Origin of the sequence: Actinomadura pelletieri DSM 43383, from assembly GCF_003634705.1 — a bacterium.
Lineage (GTDB): Bacteria > Actinomycetota > Actinomycetes > Streptosporangiales > Streptosporangiaceae > Spirillospora > Spirillospora pelletieri.
In genome coordinates this window covers 1073180-1094953 of record NZ_RBWU01000002.1, presented here as the reverse complement: position 1 = coordinate 1094953, position 21774 = coordinate 1073180, and the positions used below count along the sequence as shown (strand labels likewise).

General features: G+C 71.3%; 13 protein-coding genes. 7 read left to right on the top strand and 6 right to left on the bottom strand.

All coding sequences use genetic code 11. The features are described from left to right. Nucleotides 1–47: 47 nt before the first annotated feature. Nucleotides 48–389: a HEAT repeat domain-containing protein gene (locus BZB76_RS11605; protein ID WP_121434263.1), complete on the bottom strand. Its 342-nt coding sequence runs from the start codon at nt 387–389 to the stop codon at nt 48–50. Between the two features lie 188 nt (nt 390–577). On the opposite strand from BZB76_RS11605, the gene BZB76_RS11600 reads away from it, so the two are divergent. The 5 genes from BZB76_RS11600 to BZB76_RS11580 all read left to right on the top strand — a co-directional run bounded on the left by BZB76_RS11600 (nt 578) and on the right by BZB76_RS11580 (nt 10866). Continuing rightward, on the top strand, nt 578–6073 hold the full coding sequence (locus BZB76_RS11600; RefSeq protein WP_121434262.1) for an ATP-binding protein: 5496 nt from the start codon (nt 578–580) through the stop codon (nt 6071–6073). An 87-nt stretch (nt 6074–6160) separates the two neighbouring features. Then, nucleotides 6161–6790, top strand: a complete 630-nt coding sequence (locus BZB76_RS11595) for a hypothetical protein (RefSeq protein WP_121434261.1) — start codon at nt 6161–6163, stop codon at nt 6788–6790. Nucleotides 6791–7091: 301 nt separating this feature from the next. Then, nucleotides 7092–8054 carry an LLM class flavin-dependent oxidoreductase gene (locus BZB76_RS11590; RefSeq protein ID WP_170180589.1) on the top strand — a complete coding sequence of 321 codons (963 nt, stop codon included), beginning with the start codon at nt 7092–7094 and terminating at the stop codon, nt 8052–8054. A 32-nt stretch (nt 8055–8086) separates the two neighbouring features. After that, nucleotides 8087–9472, top strand: coding sequence for a transaminase (locus tag BZB76_RS11585; RefSeq protein ID WP_170180588.1), 1386 nt, complete (start codon nt 8087–8089; stop codon nt 9470–9472). 2 nt (nt 9473–9474) lie between these two features. Beyond that, on the top strand, nt 9475–10866 hold the full coding sequence (locus BZB76_RS11580; protein WP_121434258.1) for a hypothetical protein: 1392 nt from the start codon (nt 9475–9477) through the stop codon (nt 10864–10866). An 80-nt stretch (nt 10867–10946) separates the two neighbouring features. Here the strand turns inward: BZB76_RS11580 and BZB76_RS11575 are convergent, their stop codons facing one another. Then, nucleotides 10947–12224, bottom strand: coding sequence for a M14 family metallopeptidase (locus BZB76_RS11575; protein WP_121434651.1), 1278 nt, complete (start codon nt 12222–12224; stop codon nt 10947–10949). Nucleotides 12225–12234: 10 nt separating this feature from the next. Next, nucleotides 12235–13179, bottom strand: coding sequence for a M28 family peptidase (locus BZB76_RS11570; RefSeq protein ID WP_211342946.1), 945 nt, complete (start codon nt 13177–13179; stop codon nt 12235–12237). Nucleotides 13180–13812: 633 nt separating this feature from the next. On the opposite strand from BZB76_RS11570, the gene BZB76_RS11565 reads away from it, so the two are divergent. Both BZB76_RS11565 and BZB76_RS11560 read left to right on the top strand, forming a co-directional pair. After that, nucleotides 13813–17949 (top strand): Pls/PosA family non-ribosomal peptide synthetase, encoded by a 4137-nt coding sequence (locus BZB76_RS11565; protein WP_211342945.1) that lies wholly within the window; start codon nt 13813–13815, stop codon nt 17947–17949. Nucleotides 17950–18018: 69 nt separating this feature from the next. Then, the gene (locus tag BZB76_RS11560; protein WP_246006883.1) at nt 18019–18822 is read left to right on the top strand and encodes an SAM-dependent methyltransferase; all 804 of its coding nucleotides are present in this window, start codon (nt 18019–18021) and stop codon (nt 18820–18822) included. A 38-nt stretch (nt 18823–18860) separates the two neighbouring features. Here the strand turns inward: BZB76_RS11560 and BZB76_RS11555 are convergent, their stop codons facing one another. The 3 genes from BZB76_RS11555 to BZB76_RS11545 are packed head-to-tail and all read right to left on the bottom strand — an operon-like array spanning nt 18861 to nt 21716. Then, entirely contained in the window at nt 18861–19709 is an 849-nt protein-coding gene (locus BZB76_RS11555) for an ABC transporter ATP-binding protein (protein WP_121434256.1), read from the bottom strand. After that, entirely contained in the window at nt 19702–20742 is a 1041-nt protein-coding gene (locus BZB76_RS11550; RefSeq protein ID WP_121434255.1) for a FecCD family ABC transporter permease, read from the bottom strand. Before BZB76_RS11550 ends, BZB76_RS11555 begins: the two co-directional genes overlap by 8 nt. Next, nucleotides 20739–21716, bottom strand: coding sequence for a FecCD family ABC transporter permease (locus BZB76_RS11545; protein WP_246006882.1), 978 nt, complete (start codon nt 21714–21716; stop codon nt 20739–20741). The genes BZB76_RS11550 and BZB76_RS11545 overlap by 4 nt, the downstream gene beginning before the upstream one ends. Nucleotides 21717–21774: the final 58 nt, after the last annotated feature.

Below are 21774 nucleotides of genomic sequence, written 5' to 3'. Positions count from 1 at the left end.
AATCCCTCCAAAAGACCCGTCGCCGTTCGGTCGCTCCGTCGGTCCGCTCAGGGGATCCAGCCGTCCGCGCGCGCCTCGTCGAGGACCTGGTCGGCCTCGCGGCTGTCGAGCATCTCCAGACCGCGCACCGCCCAGAACCGCAGGGACTCGTCCGAGGACTCCAACTGGTCGCCGAAGACCGGCAGCGCCTTCGGCGACCTGGCCTCCGCGAGCAGTTCGAGCAACCGGCAGCGCAGGTCGTGGTCGTCGTCCTCGGCGGCGAACTCCGCGATCAGGTCGTCGACGTAGGCGTCGGCGTGCTCGCGGAGGAAATCGAACGCGTTCTCCCTTGTCTGTGGATCCCGCTCCCGCATGCGTTGCATGGCGAGCTCGAAACGGCGCCGCGACATGGCCAAGATCTTAGGGGGCGCGGGCGGGCGCGCTGACGTGGCTTTTGCACGTTTCCCACAACTGAAGGCGCTCAGTGTGCGATGTCTCCGACATGGCGCCGGAGGGCGGTTCGCGGAACAGTGAACATCATCGTCGGGGGTCCCCGCGTCCCGGCGCGCGCTTCGTCGTCTACTGGAGGGCCTGTCCGGTGTTCAGTCGTGTCGCCATCGTCAACCGTGGTGAGGCCGCCATGCGTCTCATCCATGCCGTACGGGACATCGCAGCGGAGACCGGGACACGGATCGAGACGGTGGCGCTGCACACCGACGTCGACCGCACCGCCACCTTCGTCCGCGAGGCGAACCTGTCCTACGACCTCGGTCCCGCGGCGGCACGCCCCTACCTCGATCTGGAGGTGCTGGAGCGCGCGCTGGTGGAGACCGGGGCGGACGCGGCATGGGTCGGTTGGGGCTTCGTCGCGGAGGACCCGGCGTTCGCGGAGCTGTGCGACCGGATCGGGGTGACCTTCGTCGGCCCGAGCGCGGAGGCGATGCGCAAGCTCGGCGACAAGATCGGCGCGAAGCTGATCGCCGAGGAGGTCGGGGTGCCGGTCGCGCCGTGGAGCCGCGGCGCGGTGGAGACCCTGGAGGACGCGCTGCGGGCGGCGGCCGAGGTCGGCTACCCGCTGATGTTGAAGGCGACCGCGGGCGGCGGCGGCCGGGGCATCCGGGTGATCTCCAACGAGGCCGAGCTGATCGACGCCTACGAGCGCACCAGCCAGGAGGCGGCGCGGGCGTTCGGCAGCGGCGTCGTGTTCCTGGAGCGGCTGGTCACCGGCGCCCGGCATGTCGAGGTCCAGGTGATCGCCGACGGCGCGGGGACCGCGTGGGCGCTCGGCGTCCGCGACTGCTCGGTGCAGCGCCGCAACCAGAAGGTCATCGAGGAGTCGTCCTCGCCGGTGCTGAGCGCCGAGCAGGCCGCCGAGCTGAAGGCGTCCGCCGAGCGGCTGGCCGTCGCGGTCGGCTACCGCGGCGCGGCGACCGTCGAGTTCCTGTACCACCCGGGCGACCGGCTGTTCGCCTTCCTTGAGGTCAACACCCGGTTGCAGGTGGAGCATCCGATCACCGAGGCGACCACCGGGTTCGACCTGGTCAGGGCGCAGCTGTGGGTGGCGTCCGGCGGACGGCTCGAAGGGGGGCCGCCGGTGGAGCGCGGGCACGCCATCGAGGCCCGGCTGAACGCCGAGGACCCCGACCGCGACTTCGCGCCGTCCCCGGGCCGGATCGCCAAGCTGGCCCTGCCCGCCGGGCCTGGCGTCCGCGTGGACACCGGCGTCCGCGAGGGCGACACCATTCCCGCCGACTTCGACTCGATGATCGCCAAGATCATCGCGGTGGGCCGGGACCGGGCCGAGGCGCTCGCCCGGCTGCGCCGGGCCATGGCGCAGACCACGGTGGTCATCGAGGGCGGCGCGACGAACAAGAGCTTCGTGCTCGACCTGCTCGACCGGCCCGAGGTCATCGACGCCACCGCCGACACCGGCTGGATCGACCGCGTTCGCGCCGAGGGCGAACTCGTCTCGCACCGGCACTCCGCCGTCGCGCTGGCCGCCGCCGCCATCGACGCGTACGAGGAGGAGGAGCGCGCCGAACGGCAGCGGCTGCTGTCGACCGCGTTCGGCGGACGTCCGCAGGTCCGGCACGAGAGCGGCCGGCCGCTGGACCTCAAGCTGCGCGGCGTCGGCTACCGCCTGCGCGTCGCGCGGGTCGGCGCGCACCGGTTCCGCGTCGGCGTCGAGGTCGTGGGCGGCGGCGAGGGGACGTCCCGTACCGCCGTCGTCGAACTCGACCGCTTCGACCGGCACACCGGGCAGATCGTCGTCAACGGCACCCGGTACCGGCTGCTCACCGCGGCGCACGGGCCCGTCCACCTGGTCGAGGTGGACGGCGTGACGCACCGGGTCAGCCGCGACGAGGGCGGCGTCGTCCGCTCCCCCGCCCCGGCGCTGGTCGTCGCCACCCCGTTGAAGGTCGGCGCCGAGGTCGAGGCGGGCGCTCCGGTGCTGGTGCTGGAGAGCATGAAGATGGAGACGGTGCTGCGGGCGCCCTTCAAGGCGCGGCTGAAGGAATGCGTCGTGTCCGTGGGCGCCCAGGTGGAGACCGGCGCGGCGCTGCTGCGGCTGGAGCCGCTCGCCGACGACGCCGAGGACGCCGACGACACGGCGACCGGAACGGTCGAACTGGACCTGCCGGACGCGCCCGAAACGGTCTCGGCCGGGGAACGCGCCGCCCGCTGCCAGGAGGAACTGCGCAGCCTGCTCCTCGGCTTCGACGTCGACCCGCATGACGAGGGCCGGGTGCTGGACGACTATCTCGCCACGCGGGCGGAGAGCGCCGGCGACCGCACCCTCGCCGGGGAACTCGAACTCGTCGAGGTGTTCACCGACCTCGCCGAGCTGGGCCGCAACCGTCCGGCGGGCATCGAGGTCGGTGGGCCCGGCGGCGGGGACGGCAGCCACGTCCACAGCGACCGCGAGTACTTCCACACCTATCTGAAGAGCCTGGACGTCGACCGGGCCGGGCTCCCCGAGGCGTTCCAGGTCAAGCTCGCCAGGGCGCTCGGGCACTACGGCGTCACCGGGCTGGACCGCTCGCCCGAGCTGGAGACCGCGGTGTTCCGGCTCTTCCTCGCCCAGCAGCGCACGTCCGCCGACGTCAGGGTGCTCGCGGCGCTGCTGCGCACCTGGCTGCGGGAGCCGCCGCCCGACCAGGCCATGCACGAGCCGATCGGGCTCGCCCTGGAGCGGCTGGTGGCCGCGACACAGGTCCGCTTCCCCGTGGTCGCCGACCTCGCCCGCGGTGTCGTGTTCGCCTGGTTCGCCCAACCGCTGCTGCGCCGCAACCGCGCCCGCGTGTACGCCGACGTCCGCAGGCACCTGCACCATCTGGACACGCACCCGGACGCGCCGGACCGCGCCGACCGGATCGCCGAGATGGTGCGCAGCACCGAGCCGCTGGTCCGGCTGCTCGGCCGGCGGATCGTCCGCCAGGACCGGGACAACACGGTCATGCTGGAGGTCCTGACCCGGCGCTACTACGGCAACAAGGGCCTCACCGGCGTCCGCACCCGCGAGGTCGGGGGCTGCGCGTTCGTGGTCGCCGATCGCGCGGACGACCGGGTGGTCTCCGCCGCGGTCGGTTTCGACGCGCTCGGCGGGGCGCTGCGCGGGCTCGCGGAGCTGACCGGTGGCGCGGACGCCTCCCGCGCCGACACCGACGCCGACATCTATGTGGCCTGGGAGAACCAGCCGGAGGACTTCGACGCGATGGCGGCCGCGCTGCACGAGGTCGTCAACGCGCATCCGCTGCCCGACCGGGTCCGCAGGGTGACCACGACCGTCGCGGGCAGCGGCGGCGCGGTGATGCACCACCACTTCACGTTCCGTCCGGGGGCCGGCGGGATGGTCGAGGAGCGGCTGATCCGCGGCCTGCACCCGTACATCGCGCAGCGGATGCAGATGGAGCGGTGGAGCGGGTTCGACCTCACCCGGCTGCCGTCGGCGGACGAGGAGGTCTACCTCTTCCGGGGCGTGGCGCGGGAGAACCCGTCGGACGAACGGCTCGTGGCGTTCGCGCAGGTGCGCAACCTGACCGAGCTGCGCGACCACGAGGGCAGGCTGCTGGCGTTGCCGACGGCCGAGTACACGGTCGCGGCCTGCCTCGACTCGATCCGCCGGGCGCAGGCGCTGCGTCCGTCCAAGAAGCGCTTCAACACCAACCGCATCGTCGTCTACGTGTGGCCGCCGAGCCACCTCGCCCGCACCGAGCTGGAGATGATCGCCGGACGGGTGCTGCCGACGACCGTGGGCGCCGGGCTGGAGGAGATCCTGTTCATCGCGCGGCAGCGCGATCCGCGGACCGGCGGGCTCGACAAGATCGCGGTGCGGATCGCGTTCGACGTCACCGGGGGCGCCGAGCTGACGGTCGGGGCGCCGTCGGACGAGCCGGTCGAACCCGTCGACGCCTACCGGCAGAAGGTCCTCGGCGCGAGCAGCCGCAACACCGTGTACCCGTACGAGCTGACGGGCCTGCTCGGCGACTTCGTCGAGCACGACCTCGACGACGCGAACGCGCTGGTGCCGGTCGACCGGCCGAAGGGACGCAACACCGCGGCGATGGTCGCCGGTGTGGTCAGCACGCCGACCCCGCGCTACCCGGAGGGCGTCACGCGGGTCGTGCTGCTCGGGGACCCCACGAAGTCGCTGGGGGCGTTGTCGGAGCCGGAGTGCCGCCGGGTGATCGCGGCGCTTGACCTGGCGGAGCGGATGCGGGTCCCGGTGGAGTGGTACGCGCTGTCGTCGGGCGCCCGGATCTCGATGGACTCGGGCACCGAGAACATGGACTGGGTCGCCGCCGCGCTCAAACGGATCGTGGAGTTCACCCAGGACGGCGGCGAGATCAACGTCGTGGTGTCGGGCATCAACGTCGGCGCGCAACCCTACTGGAACGCCGAGGCGACCATGCTCATGCACACCAAGGGCGTCCTCGTCATGACGCCCGACTCGGCCATGGTCCTGACCGGCAAGCAGGCCCTCGACTTCTCCGGCGGCGTGTCCGCCGAGGACAACTTCGGCATCGGCGGTCACGACCGGGTCATGGGCCCCAACGGCCAGGCCCAGTACTGGGCCCCCAACCTGACCGGCGCCCGCGACATCCTGATGTCCCACTACGACCACACCTACATCGCGCCCGGGGAGAGCACGCCCCGCCGCGCGCCGACCACCGACCCCGTCGACCGCGACATCCGCGACTTCCCGCACACCGTCGAGGGCAGCGACTTCACCACCGTCGGCGAGATCTTCTCCGCCGACACCAACCCGGACCGCAAGAAGCCCTTCGACATCCGCACCGTGATGCGCGCGCTGTCCGACCAGGACCATCCCGTTCTGGAACGCTGGGCCGCCATGGCCGACGCCGACACCGCCGTCGTCCAGGACGTCCACCTCGGCGGCATCCCGGTCTGCCTGCTCGGCATCGAGTCGCGGCCCGTCCCACGCCGCGGCTTCCCGCCCACCGACGGCCCCGACTCCTACACCGCCGGGACCCTGTTCCCGCAGTCGTCGAAGAAGGCCGCCCGCGCCATCAACGCCGCGTCCGGCAACCGTCCGCTGGTCGTCCTGGCCAACCTGTCCGGGTTCGACGGCTCGCCCGAGTCGCTCCGCAAGCTCCAGCTCGAGTACGGCGCCGAGATCGGCCGGGCCATCGTCAACTTCCGCGGCCCGATCGTGTTCTGCGTCATCTCCCGCTACCACGGCGGCGCGTTCGTGGTGTTCTCCAAGACCCTCAACCCCACGATGACGGTCCTGGCCGTCGACGGCTCCTTCGCCTCGGTGCTGGGCGGCGCCCCGGCCGCCGCCGTCGTGTTCTCCCGCGACGTCGACGCCCGCACCGCCACCGATCCCCGCGTCCGGGACCTCGAGGCACGGGTCGCCACGGCCACCGGCGCCGACCGTGCCGCGCTGACCGCCGAGCTGGACGAGCTGCGCTCGTCGGTCCGCGCGGAGAAGCTCGGCGAGGTCGCCGCCGAGTTCGACCGCGTGCACGACATCCGGCGCGCGGTCGAGGTGGGCTCCGTCGACGCCGTGGTCCGCGCCGCGGAACTGCGTCCCCGGATCATCGAGGCCATCGAGGCCCGGCTGCGCTGAACGCGCCATCGCCGGTCGGCGCGATCGTCGACCGGCGATGGCCTCCGGTTTGCCCGCCGATCGGTATCGTGGGGCCGGGGGTGAGCGGTGTTCGGCCAGCGTAAGCCGTGCGTCCAGGTCATCAAGGGCCGGACGCGGGACGCGGCGGCCCTCAAGGAGGCCGCCGAACGCTGGCACCGGGAGGCCGCGCCGGGCGCGCGGGGATGGCTGGGCACCACCGGCGGGGTGACCGACGACGGCGTCTTCTTCAACCTGGCGCGCTTCGCTTCGGAGCGGGCGGCGCGGCGCAACGACAGGCGGCGCGAGCAGGTCTGGTGGTGGAACCGGCTCCAGGAGCTGTCCGACGGCGACGTCGACGTCCACGAGTGCACCGACGTGGAGACGTTCGGGCGGCGCGGCACGTACCGGACGGGCTTCGTGCAGATCCTGGAGACACGGCTCCGCGACCGGGAGGCGGTGCGCCCGTTCGTGCCCGAGGAGGCCCAGCGGACCCTGGACCGGCTGCGGCCCGACATGATCGGCGGCATGTTCTGCGTCCGTCCGGACGGCTTCGTCACCGGCGTGGCCTACTTCACCTCCCGGGACGCGGCCCGCGAGGGCGAGCGCACGCAGATGCCACCGGACTACAAGGCCTGGCGGGACGAGCAGATGACGCATTTCGACGAGGAGGCCGAGTTCTACGATCTGCGCGATTTCTGGTTGCAGTCACCGGAGTGATCCACCGACACAAAAGCTCCATTGTGTTGCCGATGTCAACAGTTGGCCAGGGAAAAGCGTCTCGGTCCTGAGACGGCCGTAGACCCTTCCGAAGCACCAACAGAGATATATTCGAAGATCCACGAGAACGCGCGAAACCGCTGACACACGGGCGTTTCACGAACATCGCCCCAACCAGTCCGCAGCGGATTCTTGGCGAAACCGATCAAATTCCCACAGCCCTTACTGTTGACAATCACAACAGTGCGCTCGCATACTCGGAGCCGCTCCCACGAAAACAGACGAGACGGGGCGGTGGGTAGTGAAGTCCGGAACGAACGAGGCCGAGTCGCGGGCGCCCAGATTGTCGGTCGGGGCGCCGACCGACCCCGAGGCGCTGGTGCCGTTCGCACGGCGCGCCGAGGAACTCGGATTCACCGGGATCTGGACGCAGGACACCCTGAGCGCCAAGAACTTCTCCCTCGACGGGCTGCACGTGCTGTCGTACCTGGCCGCCGTCACCTCCCGGCTGCGGCTGGGCATCGGCGTGCTGTACTCCGGCCGGCGGAACCCGGCCGTGCAGGCCCGCGAGCTCGCCACCATCGACCAGCTCTCCGGCGGGCGGCTCACGGTCGGGCTCGGCGTCGGCCTCGACTACCACCGGGAGACCCTCAGCGCACTGGGCATTCCGACCGATCGGCCGGTCCGCCGTCTGATCGAGGGCATCGGCGTGATGCGGGCCCTGTGGAGCGGGACCGAGGCCGACTATGACGGTGAGATCTACAAGTTCTCCGGCATCCGGTCGCAGCCGGAGCCGGTCCAGCGGCCCGCCCCGCCCATCTGGATCGGTGCCCGCGCCGAACCGGCGCTGCGGCGCGCCGTGCGGATCGCCGACGGCTGGACCGGCGCCGGGCCCGCCGCCACCGAGGACTTCCTGGACCAGCTGAAGATCGTCCATCAGGCCATGGAGGAGCAGGGACGCGACCCCGCGACCTTCACCGTCTCCAAGAGCGTCTACATCGCCGTCGAGGACACCGAGGAGGAGGCGCGGCGGCACCTGGTCCCCGCGTTCGACCGCGCCTTCGGCGGCAACCCGGTGTACGACGCGTCCAGCATGGTCGACCGGGTCGCGGTGTACGGCCCACCGGACCGCTGCGCCCGGCAGCTGAGTGAACTGTTCGACGCCGGGGCGGAGGAGCTGATCCTCTACCCGATGTACGACCGGACGACCCAACTGGAGGCGTTCGGGGACGTGGCGTCCGCGCTGACCGCGGCACGCCGCTGATGACGACGCGGGCACGCCGTCCGGGAGCGACGATGGGCGACCAGCCGACCGAGGCACCTCCGGGGCTCGATCCGAAGCGGCTCGGCGAGTTGCTGGACGAGGAACGGGCCCGCTGGATCGAGGCCCGGCCGAGATCCGCGGCGCTGCGCGAACGGGCGCGCCGCTCCCAGATCCACGGCACCCCGCAGCACTGGATCAACCAGTTCCCGCCGCCGGTGCCGCTGACGGTGGAGCGCGCGGCGGGCGCCCGCCTGTACGACGTCGACGGGCACGAGTACGCCGACTTCGGGCTGGCGGGCACGGCCGCGCTGTGGGGCCACGACCATCCGGCGGTGGTCACGGCGCTGCGGGACCAGCTCGGCCGGGGCAGCGTCACGCTCTGGTCGCACGAGGACCACGTCTGGGTGACCGAGGAGCTCCGGCACCGCTTCGGGCTCCCGTTCTGGCAGTTCACCGTGTCGGCGTCCGACGCGAACCGGTTCGCCCTGCTACTGGCCAAGGTGACCACCGGACGGCGGCGGATCCTGATCTTCAACCGCGCCTACCACGGGTCCCTGGAGCAGACGGCCGCCGTCCTGTCCCCGGACGGCGAGGTGATCCCGCAACCCGGCGTCGAACCGAACGGCGTGGACGTCCGGGAGACCACGAAGGTCGTGGAGTTCAACGACCTCGACGCGCTGGAACGGGCCCTTGCCCCCGGTGACGTCGCCGCGGTCCTCGCCGAACCGGTGATGACCAACGGGGGTGCGGTGATCCGCCCGGAGCCGGGGTTCCATGCCGCGCTGCGCGACCTCACCCGCCGCACCGGCACCCTGTTGATCATCGACGAGACCCAGACGATCCCGGCCGGTCCCGGCGGCTGCACCCGCGAGTTCGGGCTGGAACCCGACCTGATCACCATGGGCAAGTGCATCGCGGGCGGCGTCCCGGCCGGTCTGTACGGGATGTCCGACACGGTGGCCGCCGCCGCGGCGCGCTACACCGAACACGGAGACGGCGGTCTCGGCAGCACGATGGCGAGCGGACCGCTGGCCGTGCGGGCGATGCGGGCGGTCCTCGGCGAGGTGATGACCGACGACACCTACGCCCGCCTGGACCGGCTGGGCGAGCGCTACGAACGCGACATCGCGGCGGTCATCGCCCGGTACGACCTGCCTTGGCACGTCGGACGGCTCGGCGGTCGCGTGTCGTACGCGTTCACGCCCGGGCCCCCGCGCAACGCCGGTCGGTTGTATCCGAGCGTCGGCTCCGCGGCGCGCAAGGCACTGTGGCTGTACATGGCCAACCGGGGCATCGTCGTCAACGCCATGAGCGGCGGCGGGCTGATGTCGCCGCTGACCGCCGAGGCGGACGTGGAGCGGCACGGCGCGCTGTTCGCCGAGGCGATCGGCGCGCTCACCGGAAGGAGCGGGCGGTAGCCGTGGACGACGTGACCGAGGCGCAGATCGCACGGTTCCGCGAGGACGTCGACCGGTCGCGGACACCGGGCGCGTACGAGCCGGGCCGCTGGTCGGTGGCCCCGGCGAACCGGGACCCGGCGGTGACCGGTGACCTGCCCGAACAGATCCGGCTACGGGACGCCTCGATGCGCGCGATCGAGTCGCTGCCCGGGGTGGCCCCGTCCGCGGAGGCGAAGCTGGCGTTCCTGCGGATGCTGGCGCGGTCCCGGGTGCCGGAGATCGTGCTCGCCGCGCCGGGGCCGGGCGGCCGCGCGCGGCAGGCCGGTGGACGCGAGCGGCAGGCCGGTTCACGCGGTCGGCATCCGCGCGGACACGGCCGGCGTCCGGGCGGCCGCGGCGCGCATCCGGCCGGCCGCGACGCCGACGCGGTCCGCGCCGAAGTCGCCGTGATCAGGGAGGAACACCCGGACTGCGTGGTGCACTGCCCGTTCGTGTCCACCATGGACGGGATCGACCGTGCGGCGGACGTCGGGTTCGACGCCGTCCAGGTCCCCGTGCCCCCCTTCGGACCGGCGGCGGGGATCTACCGCGCGTCCGCTCCGGCGTCCCGGACGGAGCTCGTCGCGGAGACGGCCGAACTGGTCGGGTACGCGCGCGCCCGGCGGCTGCGGGTCGCCGCCCCGATCACCATGGTGTCCTTCCTCTCGGAGGAGACGCTGGCCGAGACGGTGACGGCCATGGCGGACGCGGGCGCGCAAGAGGTCATCCTGTTCGACGGACCGGGCGGTGTCGGCCCGGAGGCGTACGGTCGGCTCGTCGAGGTCGCCCGGTCGGCCGCGCCGGACCTTCGCGTGGGCGTCCACCCGCACAACACGTTCGGGCTCGGGGTCGCGTGCGCCGTGAGCGCGGCGCGGGCCGGGGCGGCCGTCGTCGAGTCGTCGGTGAACGGATACTGCAGCGGCACCGGCAACGCCGATCTCGCCGCGACCGCGGCCGCGTTCGAGGCGCTGTACGGGGTGCGCACCGGCCTCCGGCTCGACACGCTGACCGGGCTGGCACGGGCCGCGGCGGGGCTGACCGGCCGGGCCTCCGCGGCGAACCAGCCGATCACCGGACGGGACGCGTTCTGCTGGGGCGGCGCCGACTGGGTCCTCGTGGAACGCGAGGTGGACCCGCTGCTGCACAACAGCGTCGAACCGGCCCTGTTCGGCAACGAACGCCGGATCCCGCTGACCTCGCAGAGCGGTCCCCGCGCCACCGCCGCCGCACTGGAACGCCTCGGCGTCGACGTGGACCCGGCGCTGGTCCCGGCCATCGCGGAACGGTGCCGCGCGGAACTCGGCGCACGCGGGGGGCGGCCGCTCACCGACGAGGAGATCCGCGCCGTCGCGCGCGACGTCCTCGCGGGCTGAACGAGCGCGGCCCGGGTCTTCTGGACGGTTCGTCCAGAAGACCCGGGCCGCGGCCTTGTCACCTACCGCTTCTCAGCGGTTCAGAGCGACTTGCAGTACTGGTCCTGCTTGTTGATGGCGCGGTACGGGCAGTCCGCGTACTCGGCGAGGAGCAGCAGCGGCTCACGGTTGACCTGGGTCAGCGACTCGATCTGCGAAGGCGCCGGGTAGAAGCTGCCGCCTCCGAGTTCGAACGTGTAGGAGAAGATGCGCTGGTCTCCCCACGTCCAGTCGTTGGAGCTGCCGTCGGTGATGTAGAGGTCACTCGACTGCTGCGGGGTGTAGCGGTTGTGCCGCGCGACCTCGCGACCGATGGTCCGGTGGGCCGCCTCGTCGTCGGCCGTGAACTCACCGGGCACGGTGTCGTTGTAGGTGTAGCCCATCGGCCACAGCACCAGGTTCGCCACCGAGTGGATGTCGAGGAACATCTTGATCTGCTGCTTGCCGCCGATGTTCCGGCTCCGGATGAAGCTGGTGACGGCCCTGACCTCGGGCGCCGAACCCGCCGACGGACCCCGGTAGGTCTCGCTGGACGGGGTGCCGGAAGAGCCGCCGCAGCACCCCCACTTGTAGGGGTAGTTGCGGTTGAGGTCGACTCCCTGGCGGTTCTTGCGCCACATCCGGCCCGCCTGCGTGTCGCTGGTCATGTCGTAGATCTGACCGTCGACGTTCAGGATCGGGATGATCCAGAACTCCCGCTCGTTCACCAGCTTGGTGATCCGCGCGGTGGTGGCGTACTCCTTGGTGAGGACGTCGATGAAGTACAGCGCCTGCTCGTTGGTGATGCGCTCGCGGGCGTGGATGTTGGCCTGGTAGAAGACCTCGGGCTCGTCCTCGTCCGTGGCGACATTGTCGCTGATCTTGACGCCGACGATGTCGCGGCCCTCGTAGGTACGGCCGATGCTGAACTTCTTCGCGATCTGCGGGTAGGCGGCCACGACCCGGTCGAGCTCGGCCATCGTCTCCGCGTGGGTGTGGTACGACTGCGCGGTCTCCCGGTACCGGGGGAAGCCCTCCAGCGGGGTGAGCGTGAAGCCGAGCCGCTTGATGGCGGCGACCTCGGCCGGGATGGCGCTGACCTCCAGCGCGCCGTCGGGGCGCAGCAGGTCGATCGACGCGCCGGTACGGGCGACCCGCGACCGTTCCCGCGCCGAGTCGGGCCCGGTCACGAGGTAGCGTTTCGCGGCGCTCGCCGGTGCGGCCTGCGCGGCCGTCGCCGGAGATCCGGACGCGGACGTCGCGGACGCCGGGACGGCGGGCAGCAGCGCGCCGACGAGGCAGGCCGCGAGCAGCGCGGCCTTGAGGGTCGGTGTCCTCATCACGGGCACCTCAGGCGGCCGGCCGCAGCGGCGTCACCGGTACCGGGACGCGGCCGGGAATGCCCGCGAGCTTCCACGCCGCGTGGGCGGCGGCGTTGGTGGCGTGCCCGAGCACCGACTCCGCGATGTTGTTGATGTCGTCGCAGCGCTGGTGGTAGCAGGGGTCGTTGTCGCTGGAGATGCCGCTGACCTCGACGCCGGCGTTGGCGAACGAGGAGTGGTCGGACCGTCCGGCGACGTTGATCCCGCGGGTGGCCAGGCCCTTGGCGGTGAAGTACTCCCGGAACGTCGCGCCGAGCGACGCCGACTCGGTGTAGATGCCCCAGGTCCGCGTGTTCTTCGCGCCCACCATGTCGAAGTTGAGGTAGGAGCTGATCTTCCGCCGGTCGGCGGCGGGCAGCCTGGAGACGTAGTACTTGGAGCCGATCAGGCCGAGTTCCTCGGCGCCCCACCAGCCGAAGCGGAGCCGCTTGGTGGGCCTGGCGTCGGCGCGGGCGACGGCGAGCGCGACCTCCAGGACGGCGCTGGAGCCCGAGGCGTTGTCGTTGATGCCGGGCCCGGCGGTGACGCCGTCGAGGTGCGCGCCGAGGAACACGGTCTGGTTGGCGTCCCCGTGCGGCCAGTCGGCGATCACGTTGTAGCCGGTGGCGCCCTGGTGGGTGAAGGACTGCAGCGTGGTCTGGAACCCGGCCGCGTCCAGCTTGGCCTTCACGTAGTCGGCCGAGGCGCGGTAGCCGGGCCTGCCGTGCGCCCGGGTGCCGCCGTTGGAGGTGGCGATGGACTGGAACTGCCGGGCGTGCGCCATCGCGTTCGCCGGTGGGATCTCCGGAGCCTGAAGGACGGCCGCGGCCGGCTTCGCGGACTGCGCCGAGGCGCCGCCGGGCAGGCCCGTCAGTGCCACGAGGAGTCCGGCGCCGAGCGCGGCGGCGCTGAGGAGGCTTCTGTGTTTCTTCATGCGGGGGGACCTAACCAATCGAGTCTGCATGCGGGAGCGTGCGAGGGGCGCTGGGAGCATCGGGCACGGCTGCGGCCCGCCCATTCGGGTGGCGGGTGCCGATCAGCGGGCCGATAACGTGCGCACTCGTCGTTCCCTCCTGCGGGGGCCCTGGCGCATGCGCACCAGAAGGGGGAGCATCGTGCATGTTATGCGCGTCGATCAGCGCCGTAAATGGCAATGTGTGACGGTCTTCCCCTCGCGGCCGGTGACGGTGATCATCGGGGCACGCCCTCCCATGCGCGCTGGAACGTTCGAAGTCACTGGCCGGGTCCGGCCGGTCGAACCGCCGCCGAACCGGAGCGATGCCCTCATTTTGCGGAACGGTCCAGATATAGTGGGAACGTTCCGGCTTTGACCTGCCGGACCGAACGAGCGAACTTGCTCCCCTCGAAGGGCGCCGTTTAAGTCAGCCCGTTTCAGGGGCCATAACCCGGCAATGGCACGCACGGCACAGGAAATGAAACGTTTAAGTCCGGGTCACGGCGCTGTCAATGAAAAGGCTGGCCAGGTTTGCCCATGACCGACTCCGGCCATGGTCATTGGACCCATATTGGTGGAAGTTGGATCATCTTCCGGTCCTGACCTCTCATCATGCGCGGTCTGATCTTGCCGTGCATGCATTTCGAGACTTTTCTGCTGGGCGGAGAGAAGATGACGACGAACGCCACCGGCCAGGCGCTCACCACATCGGGGGAAACGGGCCGACGCATCACCGCCGACCACGTTCTGGTCGCGACGGGACATGGATGGGAGTTCCACCGACGACCGGGCGAACGCCTGGAACGGCTCTTCGAGGAGCGATGCGACCTACTGCCGGGGCGGGCGGCGGTCGACACCGGCGAGACCGTCCTCACCTTCGGCGAACTGGACGAGCGCGCCAACCGGCTCGCCCGCCACCTGCTGGCACGGGGATCGCGGTCCGGCGACCGGATCGGGCTGCTGTTCGACGAGGCCGTGCACTCCTATGTCGCCATGCTGGCCGTCCTCAAGATCAACGCGGTGTACGTGCCGCTGGACGCCGGATACCCGCCCGACCGGCTCTCCTACATCGTCGGGGACGCGGGCGTCCGGACCGTGCTGTCCCTGACCCATCTGCGCGAGCACCTACGGGAGGCCGAGGCGGTGGTGCTCTGCGTCGACGAGGTGCAGGCGGACGTCGACGCCGAACCCGGCCACCGGCTCACGTCCGACGAGAAGGGCGTCCCCGACGACGATCTGTGCTACATCGTTTACACCTCGGGTTCGACGGGCCGTCCCAAGGGCGTCGCGATCGAGCACGCCGCCATCTGCAACTTCGTCCGCGTCGCCGTCGAGGTCTACGGAATCCGGCCGGACGACCGCATGTACCAGGGCATGACGATCGCCTTCGACTTCTCCGTCGAGGAGATCTGGGTTCCGCTGATCTCGGGCGCGACGCTCGTCCCCAAGCCGAGCGGAACGGTCCTCGTCGGCGAGGACCTGCGGACGTTTCTCGAAGACCAACGGGTCACCGCGATGTGCTGCGTCCCGACCCTGCTGGCGACCCTCGACCGTGACCTGCCGCGGCTGCGCTTTCTGCTGGTGTCGGGCGAGGCGTGCCCGCAGGACCTCGTCGTCCGATGGCACCGCCCGGGGCGCCGGTTCCTCAACGTCTACGGGCCGACGGAGGCGACCGTCACCGCGACGTGGACGCCGCTGCACCCGGACCGGCCGGTGACCATCGGCATCCCGCTGCCCACCTACGCGGTGGTCATCCTGGATCCGGACGAGGCCAGGGTCCTGCCGCCGGGCGAGTCCGGTGAGATCGGCATCGCGGGCATCGGGCTGGCGCGCGGCTATGTGAACCGGGACGACCTCACCTCGCTCAAGTTCATCCGCGACTTCGTCGGCATCGACGACAACCCGTCCGACCGGATCTACCGCACCGGCGACCTCGGCCGGATCAACGCCGAGGGCGAGATCGAGTACCAGGGGCGCATCGACACCCAGGTCAAGATCCGCGGCTACCGCATCGAGCTGACGGAGATCGAGTCGGTCCTGTCACAGGCGCCGGGGGTCGGGCAGGTGGTGGTCGGCACCCACGAGTCCCACCCGGGCAAGGTCGAGCTGGTGGCCTACTACACGCGCCGGAACGGCGCCGTGGACCGGGACCGGCTCCGGGCGCAGGCGCGCGAGCACCTGCCGCCCTACATGGTCCCGGCGTACTTCGAGGAACTCGACGCCATCCCGATGCTGCCGAGCGACAAGGCCGACCGTGGCCGGCTCCCGGCACCGACGGCGCCACGCGCCGCCGCCGCGTCCAACGGCCATGTCGCCCCGGCGGCGGGAACGGAACGGCAGATCGCCGACGCGCTGGTCGAGGTGATGCGGCTGGAGAAGGTGTCCGCCGACAGCCACTTCTTCGACGACCTGGGCGCCGACTCGCTGCTGATGGCACGCCTGTGCGCGGCCATCCGCGAGCGCACGAAACTGCCGGTGTCGATGCCGGACGTCTACCAGAACCCCGACATCAGGTCGCTCGCCGCGGCGCTGGACGGGTCGGCGGCCACGGCCGCCGCCAAGGCCCCTGAACCCGCGCCGGACACTCCCCCGCCTCCACCGAAACCCCCGGCGCGCAGGCGGAGCTTCGAGTACGTGCTCTGCGGCGTCCTGCAGCTGCTGATGTTCGTCGCGACCACCTACCTCGGCGCCGCCGTCCTCCTCGTCGGCTATCGGTGGACGGTCGACGCGTCGGGCCCCGTCGACCTCTACCTGAGGGGCCTGGCGGCGGGCTGCGGGCTGTTCGCGTTCACCTGCCTGATGCCGGTCGTGGCGAAGTGGACGCTGATCGGCCGGTGGAAACCCCGGCAGATCCGTGTCTGGAGCCTGGACTACGTCCGCTTCTGGACGGTCAAGGCGTTCATCCGGTCCAGCCCGATGCGGCTGCTGGCGGGCTCACCGATCTACTCCCTCTACCTCCGGACGCTCGGCGCGCGGATCGGCCGCGGCGCCGTGATCTTCTCGACGACGCCGGTGTGCACCGACCTGCTCACCGTCGGCGCCGGAACGGTCGTCCGGGAGCACTGCGCGATGTCGGGGTACCGGGCCGACGACGGCGTCATCCGGACGGGCCCGATCACGCTCGGCGACCGGGTCTTCGTGGGCGACCGGACCGTCCTGGACATCGACACCGTGATGGAGGACGACACCCAGCTCGGGCACGCCTCGTCCCTGCACGCCGGACAGGTCGTGCCGGCCGGCGAACGCTGGCACGGATGCCCGGCCCGGCCCACCGACAGCACGTACCTGAAGGTCCCGCCGAGGGAGTGCGGCACCGCGCGGCGCGTCGCCTACAGCCTGGCGCAACTCTTCACCCAGCTCGTGATCACCGGGCCGTTGGGGATCGTCGTCCTGATCACCCTGCTCACCGAGGTCCCGATGCTCGCCGAGATCATGCGCAAGACGCCGGAGGGCATCGGGCGCCTGGAGCTGTACCAGGAGGCCGCGGTACTTTCGAGCCTGGTGTTCTTCGGTGGCATCCTGGCCTCCCTCACGTTCGTGCTCACCCTCCCCCGCCTGCTCGCTCTGATCGTCCGGCCCGACCGGGTCTACCGGCTCTTCGGACGACACTACTGGGCGCTCACGACGACCAAGCGCCTCACCAACTCGAAGTTCTTCATGGACCTGTTCGGCGACAGCTCCTACGTCGTCGGGTACCTGCGCGCCCTCGGATACCGCTTCGCGAAGCCGATCGTGCAGACCGGAAGCAACTTCGGCACCGAGCTGGCGCACCACACGCCCTACCTGACCACCGTGGGCAGTGGCACGATGATCTCCGACGCGCTGTGGATCATGAACGCGGACTACTCCAGCAGCTCGTTCAAGGTGTCCGAGGTGAAGATCGGGTCGCACAACTATCTCGGCAACAACATCGCCTACCCGGCGGACGCGGCCGTCGGCGACAACGTCCTCCTCGGGACGAAGGTGGCGGTCCCGGTCGACGGCCCGGTCAGAGAGAACATCGGACTGCTCGGCTCACCGTGCTTCGAGATCCCGCGTTCGGTGGAGCGCGACCACGCCTTCGACGAACTGGAGGAAGGTGAGGAGTTCCGTCGCCGCCTGTCGGCCAAGAACCGCTACAACATCGCCAGCATGGGCCTGTTCCTTCTGGTGCGGTGGTTCCAGTTCTTCGCGGTGACGGTGCTCCTGCTGATCGCCGAGGACCAGCTTCGCGGACATCCGGTGACGGCCATCGTCGTCGCCACGGTCGGCGCGCTGTTGTTCACCGTCGGCTATGGCATCGTGGTCGAGCGCGCCCTGCTGCGCTTCCGGTCTCTCAAGCCTCGGATCTGCTCGATCTACGATCCGTACTTCTGGTGGCACGAGCGCCTCTGGAAGCTGGGCGGACGGGCCCTCTTCAACGGCACCCCGTTCAAGAACCTGACATGGCGCATGCTGGGCGTACGCCTCGGCCGCCGGGTCTTCGACGACGGCTGCGACATTCCGGAGAAGACCCTGGTGACCATTGGCGACGAGGCCACCCTGAACGCGGGGAGCGTCATCCAGTGCCATTCTCTGGAGGAGGGCGTCTTCAAATCCGGCCGGACCAGCGTCGGCGCGGGTTGCACCCTGGGCGTCGAGTCATTCGTCCACTACGACGTGACCATGGAGGACGGTTCCGTTCTCGCCACCGATTCCTTTCTCATGAAGGGTGAGGAAGTGCCTCCGGACGATCGGTGGCTGGGAAATCCGGCTCGCGCCGCACACTAGGATGCCAGTGAACGACCTGCCCATCCCGGGCAGGTCTCACTATTACCGGCAGATACCTAGGGTGTGGACGTGACCGGCGACAACGTGGACTTGAACACTGAAATCCCCCATTCAGCACGAATCTATGACTATCTGCTGGGCGGGAAGGACAACTATCCCGCCGACCGCGCCGCCGCGGCGAACATCGTCAAGGGTTGGCGTCATCTGCCGATCTCCATGCGGGCCAACCGGAACTTCATGGCGCGGATGGCCCACCGGCTCGCCGCCGAGCACGGCATCAGGCAGTTCCTCGACATCGGCACCGGCCTGCCCACCTCGCCGAACCTGCACGAGGTGGCCCAGGCCGTCGCGCCGGAGTCACGGGTCGTGTACGTCGACAACGACCCGATCGTGCTCGTCCACGCGCGTGCCCTGCTCACCAGCACCCCCGAGGGCACCACCCGGTACCTGGAGGCCGACTTCCGGGACCCGGACACCATCCTGGAGTCCCCCGAACTGCGCGAGGCGCTGGACCTGGACCGTCCCGTCGCGCTGAGCCTGATCGCGATCCTGCACTTCATCGTCGACGACGCCGAGGTGCGGCGGATCATCGACCGGCTGATGGAACCGCTGGCCCCGGGCAGCGTCCTCGCGCTGTCCACGACCACCGCCGACAGCGCCCCCGAGGAGGTGAACGCGGGCGTCGCCGCCTACAACGCCCACGGCATCCCGACGGTCGCGCGTTCCAGGGCCGAGGTGGAGCCCTTCTTCGAAGGGCTGGAACTCCTCGACCCCGGGGTCGTCCTCGTCCACCACTGGCACCCCGACGAGGAGGCGGCCAAGCTCGACGACACGCACGTCACCATCTACGGAGGCGTCGCCCGCAAGCCATGACCGCGCTCACCGTTCGAGTCGGTCACCGTTCGAGTCGGTCACCGTTCGAGCGTGTCGCCGTCCGAGACGGTCACTGTTCTGAGGCGGTCACCGTGCCGGCGGGAGAGGGGAACGACCAGCGGGGTCGCGGTGACCGGGTCGGGCACCACCTCGCAGGGCAGGCCGAAGACCTTCTCGATCAGCTCGGGTGTGACGATCTCGGCCGGCGGTCCCTGCGCGACGATCGCGCCGTCCCGCATGGCGATCAGGTGGGTCGCGTAGCGGCAGGCGTGGTTGAGGTCGTGCAGGACGACGACGAGGGTGCGGGCGTGGTCCTCGTGCAGCGACGCGCACAGGTCGAGCATGTCGATCTGGTGGGCGATGTCCAGGAACGTCGTGGGCTCGTCGAGGAGCATGAGCGGCGTGTCCTGGGCGAGGACCATGGCGAGCCACACCCGCTGGCGCTGGCCACCGGACAGCTCGTCGACATGCCGGTCGGCGAGGCCGGTGACGTCGGTGGCGGCGAGCGCGCGGGCGACGGCCTCGTCGTCCTCCCGCGACCAGCCGCGCAGCAGCCGCCGGTGCGGATGGCGGCCCCGCGACACCAGGTCGGCGACGGTGATCGCGTCGGGGGTGACGGGCTGCTGGGCGAGCAGTCCGAGCCGCCGCGCGACCTCCTTGGACGGCAGCCGCGCGATGTCGGTGCCGTCCAGCAGGACCGCTCCCGACGAGCGGCGCAGGACGCGGGCGAGGGTGTGCAACAGCGTCGACTTGCCGCAGGCGTTCGGCCCCACGATGACGGTGAACGAGCCGTCCGGCACGTCCAGGTCGAGGTGTTCGAGTACGACACGGCGGTCGTAGCCGACGGTGAGGTCGCGGGCGGCGAGCCGAGTCTCGGGGTCAGGCACGTCCGGCCCTCCATTCGGTGAGCATGAGCCAGCCTAGGTACAGGCCGCCGACCACGCCGGTCATGACGCCGACGGGAAGTTGCGTGGGGGCGACGATCCGCTGCGCGGCGATGTCGCTGATCGACAGCAACACGGCGCCCATGAGCGCGGCGGTGAGCAGGTTGGGGCCCGGCGCGCGGGTGAGCCGCTTGGCGAGCTGCGGGGCGACGAGCGCGATGAACGCGACGGGCCCGGCGACGGCCACGGCGGTGGCGGTCAACCCGACGGCGACGGCCATCAGCGCGAGCCGGGACCGCTCGACGCGGACGCCGAGGCCCCCGGCGGTGGCGTCGCCCAGTTCCAGCATCCGCAGGTCACGGCCGAGCAGCGCGACACAGGGCAGCAGGAGGGCGAGGACGGCGACGAGCGGCCCCAGGTCCTCCCAGCCACGGGCGTTGAGGCTGCCGATGAGCCACGCGGAGGCGCTCTGCGCGGCGTTCACCTCCGCGCGGCTGAGAAGGTAGGCGTTCAGCGCCTCGAGCATCGTGCTGATGCCGATGCCGACCAGGACGAGGCGGATGCCGTGCACGCCGTCGCGGAAGGCCAGCAGGTAGATGGCCAGTGCGGTGAGCAGCCCGCCGCCGACGGCGCCCGCCGAGATCTGCGCGGCTCCCCCGCCGAACACGAGGATGACGGCGATGCCGCCGGACGCCGAGCCGATGGTGAAGCCGATGATGTCGGGGCTGCCGAGCGGGTTGCGGGTGAGGCTCTGCAGGATGGCTCCGCCGACCGCGAGGGCCGCGCCGACCGCGCAGCCGACGAGGACGCGCGGAAGCCGCAGGTCGATGACGATGAACTCGGCGCCGGGCGGTCCGCCGCCGAGGAGCGTCGCGACGACCTGGTCCGGTGGGAGCCGGTAGTCGCCGATGCCGAGGGCGGCGACGACGACGGCGGCGAGGACGACCGTGAGCAGCGCGGCGACGGCGATCGGCCGGGCCTGGATCCGGTGGTGGTGGATCGCCGTGGCGGGCGCGTCGACGGGTGGCGCGATCACAGTTCCGCCACCTTCCGTCGCCGGACGAGCATGATGAACAGCGGCGCGCCGACGAAGGCCGTCACCACGCCCGCCTCCAGTTCTCCGGGGCGTGCCACGACCCGGCCGAGCACGTCGGACGCGAGCAGCACCACCGGTGCCAGCAGCATCGAGAACGGCAGCAGCCACCGCAGGTCGGGGCCGGTGAGGATGCGGACCGCGTGCGGGACCATCAGCCCCACGAACGTGATCGGCCCGATCGCCGCGGTCGCCGCCCCGCACAGGATCGTCACGACGACGAGGGTGACGGCACGGACCCGTCCCGGGTGCACGCCGAGCGCCCGTCCCGCCTCGTCGCCGAGGGCGAGCGCGTTGAGGCGCGCGCTGAGCGCCACCCCGGCCACCGCGGCGACGACGATGAAGGGGGTGACGAGCGCGACCTCGTCCGCCTTGGCGGCGGCGAGCGATCCGACCAGCCAGAACCGCAGGCTGTTGGCGGAGTCGTCGTCGAGGAGGGTGAGCGCGGCGGTGAACGAGACGAGGACGGCGGACGTCGCCATCCCGGCGAGGACGAGCCGGACGGGCGTCGCGCGCCGCCCGCCGCCACGGCCGAGCGCGTACACGACGGTCGTGGCGAGCCCCGCGCCGGCGAACGCGAACATGATGTTGACGACGCCGCCCGCCGACGGCAGCAGGGTCCCGGTGGTGACGACGGCGGCCGCGGCGCCGGAGTTGACGCCGAGCAGACCGGGGTCGGCGAGCGGGTTGCGGCTCAGCGCCTGCATGAGGGCGCCCGCGAGGCCGAGGGCGGCGCCCGCCGCGACACCGAGCAGGGTGCGCGGCACGCGCCGGTCCCAGATGACGAACGCGTCGTCGGAGCCGTCGCGGTGTAGCAGCACCCGCCACACCTCGCCGGGCGCGATGGACTTGGCGCCGACCACGAGGCTGAGCACCGCGATCCCCGCGAGCAGCACGACCAGGCCGACCAGCACCACCGGCGCCCGTCCCCCGCGGGGGGCGCCCCTCCACGCCCCCCGGGAATCGTTCCCCGTC